The 10,848-nt window shown below is 74.5% G+C and carries 6 protein-coding genes; all 6 read left to right on the top strand.

Going from position 1 to position 10,848, the window contains the following annotated elements; translation table 11 throughout:
- Window positions 1–3 precede the first annotated feature (3 nt).
- Genes ACFYQ6_RS31630 through ACFYQ6_RS31605 form a run of 6 tightly spaced genes read left to right on the top strand, consistent with a single transcriptional unit; the run spans window position 4 to window position 10,717 of the window.
- Window positions 4–3,006, top strand: coding sequence for an amino acid adenylation domain-containing protein (locus ACFYQ6_RS31630; protein WP_388766274.1), 3,003 nt, complete (start codon window positions 4–6; stop codon window positions 3,004–3,006).
- Window positions 3,007–3,048: 42 nt separating this feature from the next.
- The gene (locus tag ACFYQ6_RS31625) at window positions 3,049–3,750 is read left to right on the top strand and encodes an alpha/beta fold hydrolase (protein ID WP_361579830.1); all 702 of its coding nucleotides are present in this window, start codon (window positions 3,049–3,051) and stop codon (window positions 3,748–3,750) included.
- A 47-nt stretch (window positions 3,751–3,797) separates the two neighbouring features.
- The gene (locus tag ACFYQ6_RS31620) at window positions 3,798–4,622 is read left to right on the top strand and encodes an SDR family oxidoreductase (protein ID WP_356744239.1); all 825 of its coding nucleotides are present in this window, start codon (window positions 3,798–3,800) and stop codon (window positions 4,620–4,622) included.
- A gap of 30 nt (window positions 4,623–4,652) precedes the next feature.
- Window positions 4,653–7,682: an amino acid adenylation domain-containing protein gene (locus tag ACFYQ6_RS31615; RefSeq protein WP_361579828.1), complete on the top strand. Its 3,030-nt coding sequence runs from the start codon at window positions 4,653–4,655 to the stop codon at window positions 7,680–7,682.
- A 51-nt stretch (window positions 7,683–7,733) separates the two neighbouring features.
- Entirely contained in the window at window positions 7,734–9,515 is a 1,782-nt protein-coding gene (locus tag ACFYQ6_RS31610) for a non-ribosomal peptide synthetase (RefSeq protein WP_361579826.1), read from the top strand.
- A complete protein-coding gene (locus tag ACFYQ6_RS31605) occupies window positions 9,512–10,717 on the top strand; it encodes an NAD(P)/FAD-dependent oxidoreductase (RefSeq protein ID WP_388766258.1) in 1,206 nt (401 codons plus the stop codon). Before ACFYQ6_RS31610 ends, ACFYQ6_RS31605 begins: the two co-directional genes overlap by 4 nt.
- Window positions 10,718–10,848 lie beyond the last annotated feature (131 nt).

Here is a 10,848-nt window from a genome sequence, read left to right as displayed (position 1 = left end):
GATGTGCCGTTCGAGCAGTTGGTGCATGCGTTGCAGCCGGCGCGGTCGTTGGCGCGGCATCCGTTGTTCCAGGTGATGGTCGTGTTGCAGAACAACGCGGTGGCGTCGCTGGATCTGCCGGGTCTGGTGGCGCGTCCGGTGGACGGTGAGGGTGGTGCGGCCAAGTTCGATCTGGGGTTCAACTTCGTCGAGCGGACCGGTCCTGACGGCGGCCCCGCCGGCATCGACCTCACCCTGGACTTCAGTGCCGACCTCTTCGACGAGAGCACGGTCCGGCGTATCGCCGATCGGCTCGTCCGGCTGCTCACGGCCGGCACCGCCGATCCCACGACGCCGATCGGCCGGCTCGACATCCTCGACGAGGGCGAGCGCGAGCGGCTGCTGACCGGGTGGAACGACACCGCCCGGACCCTGGAGCTGCCGGCCGCCACAGAATCGGGTCCCGAGCCGGAGACGATCGCCGGGCTGTTCGCGGCGCAGGTGGCGCGGACCCCCGACGCCCTCGCGCTGATGGCCGGTGACGAGCGGATCGGCTACGCGGAGCTGGACGAACGCTCCGCCGCACTGGCCGCGCTCCTCGTCGCGCGAGGCGTGCGCCGGGGCGACGTCGTCGCCGTGGCGGTCCCCCGCTCCGCGGAACTGACCGTCGCCCTCCTGGCGACGGTCAGGGCGGGCGCGGCCTACCTGCCGATCGAGCTGGACTACCCGGCCGAACGGGTCGCCCACATGCTGGCCGACGCGACCCCGGCCGTCGTGGTCACCACGAGCGGGGCGCTGGGCGCTCTCCCCGTGGGCGCCACCGGGAACCTCGTCGTCCTGGACGACCCCGGTACGCGGGAGGAGGCGGCGGCCGTACGGGGCACCGTCGTGCTGCCGGGGCCGCTGCCGGACTCCCCGGCGTACGTCATCTACACCTCCGGCTCGACGGGCCTCCCGAAGGGGGTCGTCGTACCGCACCGGGGCATCGTCAACCGGCTGCTGTGGATGCAGGACGCCTACCGGATCGGCCCGGACGACCGGGTCCTGCAGAAGACACCGTCCGGGTTCGACGTGTCGGTGTGGGAATTCTTCTGGCCGCTGGTGACCGGGGCGGTCCAGGTCGTCGCGGAGCCCGGCGGGCACCGTGACCCGGCCTACCTGGCGCGTCTGATCCAGGACGCCGGCGTGACGACCACGCACTTCGTGCCGTCCATGCTGGAGGTCTTCCTCGCCGAGCCCGAGGCCGCGCACTGCACCGGTCTGCGCCGGGTGCTGTGCAGCGGCGAGGCACTGCCCACCGGGCTGCGTGAGCGGTTCCGCGCGCTGCTGCCGGCCGGTCTGCACAACCTCTACGGTCCGACCGAGGCGTCGGTGGACGTCACCGCCTGGGACTGCGCCGAGGACTCCGCCGCCGCGGTGGTCCCGATCGGCAGGCCCGTCTGGAACACCAGGACGTACGTGCTGGACCCCGCGCTCGCACCGGCCCCCGTGGGCAGCGGCGGTGAGCTGTACCTGGGCGGGGTGCAGCTGGCGCACGGCTACCTGGGGCGGGCCGGGCTGACCGCCGAGCGGTTCGTCGCCGACCCCTACGGCCCGCCCGGCTCCCGGCTGTACCGCACCGGCGACCTGGCGCGGGTCACCGCGGACGGGGTCCTGGAGTTCCTCGGACGCACCGACGACCAGGTGAAGATCCGCGGCCGGCGCGTCGAGCTGGGCGAGATCGAGTACGCCCTCACCCGGCATTCCCGCGTGGGCAGCGCGGTCGTGACGGCCCGCACCACGCCCTCGGGGGTCACGCTCGCCGCGTACGTCACCCCCGCAGGACCGGGGGAGGCCCCGGAGGCCTCCGCGCTCCGCGACCACCTGACCGGTGTGCTGCCCGACCACATGGTGCCCGTGCACTACACGGTCATCGACGCCGTCCCGGTCACGCCCAACGGCAAGGTCGACAGGAAGGCGCTGCCCGAGCCGGAGCTGCTGGAGCGCGTGCCCGGGCGGGCCCCTCGCGACGCGACCGAGACGGCGCTCTGCGAGATCTTCGCCGAGCTGCTCGGCCACGGCACGGTGAGCATCGACGACAACTTCTTCGAGCTCGGCGGCCACTCGCTGCTGGCCACCCGGCTCATCAGCATGGTCCGTGACCGGCTGGGCGCCGGCATGTCGGTGGTGACGATCTTCGAGGCCCCGACGGTCGCGGCGCTGGCCGTCCGTCTCGCCGAGACGGACGGGGCGGGGCCGCTGAGCCGGCTCCTGCCGCTGCGTTCCGGCGGCACCGGGACGCCCGTCTTCTGCGTGCACCCGCTCGGCGGGCTCAGCTGGCCCTACGCCGGGCTCGCCGAGCACCTCCCCGCGGACGTCGGGCTGTACGGGCTGCAGGCGGCCGGACTCGGCGACGACGAGCCACTGCCCGCGACCGTGGAGGAGATGGCCGCCGACTACGTGGCCCGCATCCGCACGGTGCAGGCGCAGGGCCCCTACCGGCTGCTCGGCTGGTCGCTCGGCGGCCGGGTCGCGCACGCCATGGCGGGGCTGCTGGAGGCGGCCGGCCAGGAGGTGGAGCTGCTCGCCCTGCTGGACGCCTACCCGCGTACGGAGCCGGAGCCGGCCGCCTCCTTCTCCGAGGAGGACTTCCTGCGGGGCATCCTGGCCGCGATCGGCATGGACGCCGACGAGCTCGGCGGACCGGTGGAGTTCGGCCGGGTGATGGCCGCGATGCGTGCCAGTGGCAAGGAACTCGCCGGGCTCACCGAGGAGCAGCTGCGCCGCCTGCAGCGGGTGATGACCAACAGCTTCCGGGTCGAGGCGGGTTCCGTCACCGGCCACTGCCGGGCGGGCGCGGTGATGTTCGCCGCGACCGTCGATCCGGCGGGCGAGCCCGGTGACTGGCTCCAGCACGTCGAGGGCGACCTGGAGATCCACTCCGTCCCCTCCGCGCACAACGACCTGATGCGGCCCGCTCCGCTCGCGGGGATCGGGGCGGTCCTGGCCAAGAAGCTGGCCGGCACCCCCGGCGTGGACCGCGCGTGACGGCCGAACGGCCGCCGTACGACAGCAGAAAGAGGATGTGAGATGGCAAAAGCGATGGTTCTCTGTGTGCCGTTCGCCGGTGCGGGGGCCTCGGTCTTCCGCCCGTGGCTCCCGCTCTGCGAGGGCCGCTTCGACCTGGCGGCCGTCCAGCTGCCCGGCCGGGAGCAGCGCTTCGCGGAGGAGCCCTACAGGGACGTGGCGGTGGCCGTCGAAGGGCTGATGCCCGAGGTGCTGGAGCAGGTGTCGGGCGCGGGACCGGTGGTGCTGTTCGGCCACAGCCTCGGCGCGGTCCTCTCGTACGAGATCGCGCACCGGCTGGCCGCGACCGAGGGGGTGGACCTCGCCGCACTCGTGGTCAGCGGTTCCCCCGGCCCGTGGACCCGCCGGGAGAACGGTGCGAGCGGCCTGGACGACGACCAGTTCCTGGAGCGGGTCCGGGAGTTCGCCGGCTACCGGCACGAAGCGCTCGAGGACCCGGAGATGCGCGAGCTGCTCCTCCCCTCGCTGCGGGCCGACGTCGAGATGCACGAGAGCTACCTCGCCCTGTCGGACACCCCGCTGCCGGTGCCGATCACGTCGGTACGCGGCTCCACCGACACCCTCGTCGGTCCCGAGCAGGCCATGGAGTGGGGCAAGGCCACCAGCGGGGGGTTCGACCTCGTGGAGGTCGAGGGCGGTCACATGTACCTGGTCGACAACACCGAGGCCCTGATCCGCGTACTCGCGGACGTCGTCCCCCGATGAGTGCGGCGGCCCGATTCCCCGACCACCCCCCTACGTAAGGAGATCTCGTGCGCCTGCAAGGAAAGACGGTCATCGTGACGGGAGCCGCCCGGGGTGTCGGCCGGGCCTGTGCGCTGGCGTTCGGCCGGGAGGGTGCCGACCTGGCGCTGTTCGACGTGTGCGACGACATCGACGGCGTCCCGTACGCGCTCGGCACGGCGAGCCAGCTCGCGCACACCGCCGAGCAGTGCCGCAAGGAAGGGGCGGCCGTCCTCACGGCCGAGGCCGACATCCGTGACGTGGCCGCCCTGCGCGCCGCCGTCGACCGGGTCCGCGAGCGGTTCGGCCGGGTGGACGTCCTGGTCAACAACGCGGGCATCGTCGGGCCTTCGGGGAAGCCGGCGCACGAGATCAGCGAGGACGAATGGCAGGTGATGCTCGACATCAACCTGTCCGGTGCCTGGCGGATGACCTCCGTCGTCGGCCCCCTGCTGCTCGCCCAGCGCGCGGGCAGCATCATCAACGTGGCCTCCACCGCCGGCCTCGTCGGCTACCGCAACTTCGCCGGGTACACGGCGTCCAAGCACGGGCTGATCGGCCTCACCAAGGCGACCGCGCTCGACTACGCGCCGCTGAAGGTACGCGTCAACGCCCTGTGTCCCGGGTCGATCCGCGACGACAGCCGGGCGGAGGGGCGGATGCTCGGCCAGATAGCCAGGGCCCTCGATCTCCCGGTCGCCGAGAGCGAGGAGACGTTCCTCCAGTCGCAGCCGATGAACGCGCTGATCGAGCCCGAGGACGTGGCCGGGGCCGCCCTCTGGCTGGCCTCCGACGAGTCCGCCCAGGTGACCGGCTCCGTGCTCACCGTCGACGGTGGCTTCACCGCCCGGTGAAGCGCCGCAACCACATCGAGGGAACCAGTCGTGTCGATCTCTGAACAGGACGCCGTCGCGGGCCTCGGCCCCGCCCGGCGCACCGTCGTCCCCTCCGGGGACCGGATCCGGGCGAGCGGCCCGGCAGCACCCGGCGCGGTGTGCCACGCGCTGATCGCGCCCCTCGGCGGACCCGTACGCGGGGACGCCGGGGACGCGACGGCGGCCCGGTTCGCCGCGCGGGCGGCGGAGCTGGTGACCGCCGCCCCGGACCCGGGCGTCTTCCGGGGAGCCGCGACGCTGTGGCCGCAGGCGGCGCCGTGCCGGTCCGACTCGCCGGACGCGGACCGGTGGCGTACGCGGGAACTGACCCGGCCGCTGGTCGCCCACCGGGACCCGGCGGTGCGAGGCGTGCTGCTGACCTACACCGACGGCGTGGCCGAACTGGTGGTGGTCGCCCATCGCGCCGTGCTCGGAGCCTCGGCCCTGCGGCGGTTCGCCGCCGAGGTGACCGGCCGCGTGTCCGGCCCGCCGCCGGTGGTGCTCGAAGCGCCCGCCGCGGGCGAGGCGGCCGGGGCCCCTGATCCCGTCGCGCAGGCCGCCGACCTGGCCGGCTGTGCCTTCGACGCCCGGCCCGACTGGGGACTGGGCCGGGAGGACGCGCCCGGCACCCGGGCGACCCGTGTGCTGCCGTTGCCCTCCGGTCACCCCGCCGGCGACACCGCGAGCTGGACGGCCGCCCTCGGCATCGTCCTCGCGCGCTACGAGGGGAGTGTCCGGCCCCTCGTCCCGGCACTGGTCACCGACACCGCGGACCCGCGCGCCGTCGAGGGCTTCGCGCTCGTACCCGTCGAGGCCGGTCCGGCCCACTCGCTCGCCACCGTGGACAAGGCCGTCCGTGCGGCCCTCGCCGCCGGCCCCGTCTGGCACACCGAGGAGCTCGGCCGGGAACTCGGCCGCACGCGTGGTGACTCCGGCGCCGCCCCCGCGGTGGGGGTCGTCGCCGTCGGCCACGATCCGGCCGACGTCCGCGGCACGGAGGATTTCGCCTATCTGCCGTTCCAGAGCGCCCCGTTCCCGGTGACCCTGTCCGTGGTCCGCGCCGCCGGAGGCGACCTGCTGCTGCGCTGCGACCACTCGCCACGGCTGCTGCACCCCGGCATCGCGGACCGGCTGCTCGGACATGTGGCGCGGGTGCACGGGGCACTCGCCGGCTCGCCCGGCACCACCGTCGCGGACGTCGCCCTGCTGGACGAGGCGGAGCTGGCCGCGACGGCGGAGCTCGGCAGGCCCGCGCACCCGCCGCTCGCCCGTCCGGAGCGGATCGACGCGGCCGTGGCCGCCGTCGCGGCGTCCCGCCCGGACGCCGTCGCCGTGTCCTTCGAGTCCGACCGGCTCACCTACCGCGAGCTCGACAGCCGCGCCGACCGGCTCGCCCACGCGCTGCGCGCGCTCGGAGTGGCCGACGGCGACCGGGTCGGGGTCTGCCTCGACCGGTCGGCCGAACTCGTCGTGACGCTGCTCGCCGTGCTCAAGGCCGGCGCCACCTACGTACCCATGGACCCGGCCTACCCGCGCGAGCGGCTGTCGTACACGACCGAGGACGCGGAACTCGCCGTCGTCGTCACAGACCGGCAGGACTTCCCCGGCGGCGGCACCGTCCGCGTCATCGGCACGGCGGAGCTCGCCCGCCTCGCGCCCGGGACGTGCGAGGGCCCCCCGCCCTCGGCGACCGGCCCGCACGACCCCGCGTACGTCATCTACACCTCCGGTTCGACCGGCCGCCCCAAAGGCGTCGTCATCCCGCACGTGAACGTGCTGAGCCTGATGGCCGCCACCCGGGAGGACTTCGCGCTCGGCGCGGACGACGTCTGGACGCTGTTCCACTCCAGCGCCTTCGACTTCTCGGTCTGGGAGATCTGGGGCTGCCTGCTCACCGGTGGCCGCCTGGTCGTCGTGCCCTACTGGGTGACGCGCTCGCCGGAGGACTTCCACCGGCTGCTGGTCCAGGAGCGGGTCTCCGTGCTCAGCCAGACCCCGTCCGCCTTCGCCCACCTGATGGACGTCGAACGCGACGGCGCCGGACCGGCCCCCGTACGGCTGGTGGTCTTCGGCGGCGAAGGGCTCGAACCCCGCATGCTCCTGCCCTGGTTCGACCGGCACCCGGAGTCCCGGTGCCGCGTGGTCAACATGTACGGCATCACGGAGACGACCGTGCACGTGACCGCGCAGACCGTCACCAGGGAGGAGGCGCTCACCGGATCGCGGTCCGTGGGGCACGCCCTTCCCGGCTGGTGGGTCAGGGTCGCCGACCCGGAGGGCAGGCCGCTGCCCGTCGGCGTCGCCGGTGAGATCCACGTCGGCGGCGCCGGGGTCGCGGCGCACTACCTCAACAGGCCGGACCTCGACGGGCAGCGCTTCCTCACCGACCCGCTCACCGGGGAGCGGACCTACCGCAGCGGCGACAAGGGCAGGCTGCTGCCCGACGGCCGGCTGGAGCACCTCGGCAGGCTGGACAACCAGGTCAAGCTGCGCGGCTTCCGCATCGAACTCGACGAGATCCGTGCCGTACTCCTGGACGATCCGCAGGTCGCTGCCGCCGCCGTCGTGCTCAACAGGACCGACCCGCAGGACCCGGCGACCGCTCAGCTCGACGCGTACGTGGTGCTGGAGGGCGACGACACCGCCGGAGTGCGGCAGCGGGCGGCCCGGTACCTCCCCGAGTACATGGTCCCGTCGACCGTCACCGCGCTCGACAGGATGCCGCTCACCCCGAACGGCAAGCTCGACGCGCGCGGTCTCCCGAGCCCCGCGCCCGTGAAGGCGGCGGCGGTGGAGGCGGGCGGCACGGACCCGGCCGCGTCGCAGGACGCCTTCACCTCGGACCTCCTGGAGGTGTGGCAGGAGGTGCTGGGCGTGCCCGTGGGGCCCGACGACAACTTCTTCGACCTGGGCGGCAACTCGCTGCTCGCCATGCGCGTCGGAGCGGCGCTGCGCCGGCGCGGTGGCACCGCGGTCGCGATGCGCGACCTGTACATGTCCCCGACGATCCGGCAGCTGGCCGCCGGGCGTGCCGGGTGAGCCGGGGACCCGCCGTCACGAGGCGTCCCGTTCCCAAGGATGGAAGACACGATGGCTGAACAGCTCCTGCCCGACCTCTTTCAGCTGCGGGCGGCGCGCACCCCGCACGCCCCCGCCGTCCGCGACGGCGACCGGACGCTGACCTACGGGGAGCTCAACACCCGGGCCAACCGGCTGGCGCACCACCTGACCGCCCGCGGGATCGGCCCCGAGCACCTCGTCGGTGTGCGGCTGCCGAGGTCGGCCGACCTGGTGGTGGCGCTGCTCGGCGTGCTCAAGTCCGGTGCGGCCTACGTCCCGCTGGACACCGGGGCCCCCGCGGAGCGGACCGCGTTCATCGTCGAGGACACCGGGCTCGGCCTGGTGCTGGGGGAGCGCGCCGCACCGCCCGGCGCGGGCACAGGACCTGAGACCCTGACGGTCGCCGGGGCCGTCGCCGCCGCGGAGGCGGCCGGCCTCCCGGACCACGACCCCACCGGGGACGACCGCACCGCGCCACTGCGGCCCGGCAACCTCGCCTACGTCATCTACACCTCCGGCTCGACCGGTCGCCCCAAGGGCGTCGCCGTGCAGCACGACACCCTGGCGCGCTACCTGGACTTCGCCTGCGAGGCGTACCCGGGGCTGGCGGAGGGGGCGCTGCTGCACTCCCCGGTGACCTTCGACCTCACCGTCACCGCGCTGTACGGGCCGCTGCTCCTGGGCGGCTGTCTGCGGGTGGCGGAGCTGGACCACGAGCCGGCGACGGACCCGGCGGACGGCCGGCCGGGCTTCGTCAAGGCGACGCCGTCGCACCTGCCGCTGCTCACCGTGCTGCCCGGTGCGCTGGCACCCACCCGCGAACTGGTGGTGGGCGGCGAGATGCTGCGCGGAGACGTCGTCGACCGCTGGCGCGCCGCGCACCCCGGCGCGGCCGTCATCAACGAGTACGGGCCCACCGAGGCCACCGTCGGATGCTGCGTGTTCCGCATCGAGCCGGGGGACACGACGGCCCCGGGCGCCGTCCCCATCGGCACGGCGACACCGGCGACCGAGCTGTACGTCCTGGACGAGCGGCTCGCGCCGGCCGGGCACGGCAGGGCCGGCGAGCTGTACATCGCGGGCGGGCAGGTCACCCGCGGCTACCTCGGCCGGCCCGGCCTCACCGCCGGGCGGTTCGTGGCGAACCCCTTCGGCGCCGGCCGGATGTACCGGACCGGGGACATCGCCAGGATCGGCCCCGGCGGGCTCCTGGAGTACCTCGGCCGCACCGACGACCAGGTGAAGATCAGCGGTTACCGCATCGAGCTGGGTGAGGTCAGCTCGGTGCTCGCCTCCCGGCCGGGCGTGCGGCTCGCCGCCGCGGTGGCGCGCGAGGACACGCCCGGCGAGCGGTACCTCGCCGGTTACGCGGTGCCGGAGGACGGGGTGCCCCTCGACCCCGCCGCGCTGCGCGCGGCCGTCGCGGAGGTGCTCCCCGCCTACATGGTGCCCGCGCGGATCATGGTGGTCGACGCCCTCCCGCTGACCGCGAACGGCAAGCTCGACCAGGCCGCTCTTCCCGAGCCCCCGGCGCTCGGAGCGTCCCCGGGCGCCGAGCCGGAGAGTCCCGCGGAGGCACGGCTGTGCGAGCTCGTCGCCGATGTGCTCGGGGTGCCGTCGGTCCGCCTCGACGACGACTTCTTCGCGCGGGGCGGAGACAGCCTGCGGGCCGTACGCCTCGCGGGCCGGGCCCGCAAGGAGGGCTGGACCTTCGGCCTGCGCGACGTACTGGAACTGCGCACGCCCCGCCGCCTCGTCGGCCTCGCGGCCGACGCGGAGCCGGCCCCGGTCCGGGACGGGGCGGCGCTGTGAACGCCGGGCGCGTGGTGATCGTCGGTGCCTCCGTCGCCGGCAGCCGCGTCGCGAGCGGCCTGCGTCAGGCGGGGTTCACCGGCCTGATCGCACTCGTCGACCCCGACCCGGACGCACCCTACGACCGGCCCCCGTTGTCGAAGCAGATCCTCACCGGGGAGTGGACACCCGACCGGGCGTCGCTCGGAGACCCCACGCAGTGGCAGGCGGAGCGTCACGTCATGTCCGCCGCCGGGCTCGACCCGGTGAACCGTACGCTGCGGCTGTCCTCGGGTCTCGAACTCCCCTACGACAAGCTGGTCCTGGCGTGCGGAGCGGTCCCCAGAGCGCTGCCGGGCACCCCGCGCCGGGGTGTGTACCCGCTGCGGACCATGGCGGACTCGCTGCGGCTGAGGGCGCGCCTGGACGGCATGGCCCGTCCCGGCCGCCTGGTGGTGGCCGGCGGCGGCTTCATCGGCGCCGAGGTGGCCTCCGCCGCCCGCGCGCGCGGGATCGGCGTCACGATCGTCGAGGCACTGCCCGCCCCGCTGTCCGGTCTGCTCGGCGAGGAGGTCGCCGCCGAACTCGCGCGGCTGCACACCGACAACGGCGTACGGCTGCTGTGCGGCGCCTCGGTCGCCGCGGTGACCGGCGACCCCGACGTCACCGGGGTGGAGCTCGCCGACGGGACCACGCTGCCCGCCGACGCGGTCGTCGCCGGTGTCGGCGTACGGCCCGCGACGGACTGGCTGGCTGACTCCGGCCTGCCGCTGGACGGCGACGGCGGAGTGCTGTGCGACGAGTTCTGCGCGGTCGACGCCGGGCGGACCGTGTACGCGGTCGGGGACGTGGCCCGGTGCCGTGACCCCCGGCTCGGCCGGCACGTGCGGGTCGAGCACTGGACGGACGCGGTGGAGCAGGCGGACGTCGCCGTCCACAACATCCTCGGACCGCGACCGGTGGCGCACCGGCACGAGTACTTCGTCTGGTCCGACCAGTACGGCGGCAAGGTCGCCCTGCTCGGCCGCCCTGAGCCCGGCTCGCAGGTGACGGTGGTACGGGCCGACGGGCCCCGCCGGCGGTTCGCGGTCGCCTACCACCGCGGCCCGCGGCTGTGCGCGGCGCTGACGGTGAACTGGCCCAAGGCCCTTCTCGCGGCCCGCCGTTCGACGGGCACACCGGACGGCGCCGAGGCCGCTGTCACCGCTTGGAAGTCTTTGTAGTCGCAGCTTGCTGTAAAGGCCCTGTCGTCGCTCAGGGCTCCTCCGGCACGATCGGACCACGTCGAACCGATGCCGGTACGACACCGCAGGACGGCCTCCGCAGGGGTACGCGTCCACTGTCCCCGGCCCGC

The sequence above is a fragment of the Streptomyces sp. NPDC005494 genome, assembly GCF_042872025.1.
Classification (GTDB): domain Bacteria; phylum Actinomycetota; class Actinomycetes; order Streptomycetales; family Streptomycetaceae; genus Streptomyces.
Note: the sequence above shows the minus strand (reverse complement) of the source record. Positions and strands in the feature narration are given on the sequence as shown.